This window comes from Chryseobacterium mucoviscidosis (assembly GCF_002177115.1).
GTDB classification, from domain to species: Bacteria; Bacteroidota; Bacteroidia; order Flavobacteriales; family Weeksellaceae; genus Chryseobacterium; species Chryseobacterium mucoviscidosis.
In genome coordinates this window covers 1-547 of sequence record NZ_MVAG01000060.1, presented here as the reverse complement: position 1 = coordinate 547, position 547 = coordinate 1, and the positions used below count along the sequence as shown (strand labels likewise).

The following is a 547-nucleotide window of genomic DNA, read 5'->3' as shown; positions in this document are numbered from 1 at the left end:
GACATTCATATTTTTGAAAACGGAGATACCCGAAAACAACTTCTGGCAAGAAGCCGGTATTTACTTTACAAAAGCAGAGAAAAATGGACAGAAAATCAAAGTAAACGAGTAAAGATCCTGTTTAGAGAATATCCCGACTTAGAAAAAATCTACCATTTATCGGATAGTTTAAGAAAAATATACAATCAAAATATAACAAAATCCGTTGCCATGTTGAAGTTGGCTCATTGGTTTAAGGATGTTGAAGAGTCGGGTTTTAAATCATTTTCTACACTAAAGAACACCATTATAAATCATTACAACGATATTCTCAATTATTTTGAAGCAAGAAGCACCAATGCTGCTGCGGAATCTTTTAATGCGAAAATTAAAAACTTCAGACTACAACTTCGAGGGGTAAAAGACAGAACTTTCTTTCTATTCAGATTAACTAAACTTTTTGCATAGCCCCCAAGTTTTGCGATTGATCCGCAAGAAGCCGGTATTTACTTTACAAAAGCAGAGAAAAATGGACAGAAAATCAAAGTAAACGAGTAAAGATCCTGTT

The 547-nt window shown here is 33.8% G+C and carries 1 protein-coding gene; it reads left to right on the top strand.

All coding sequences use genetic code 11. From position 1 onward, the window contains the following. Positions 1 to 447: transposase (locus B0E34_RS02495; protein ID WP_165762938.1), on the top strand; the 447-nt coding region annotated here is incomplete at its 5' end. Positions 448 to 547 lie beyond the last annotated feature (100 nt).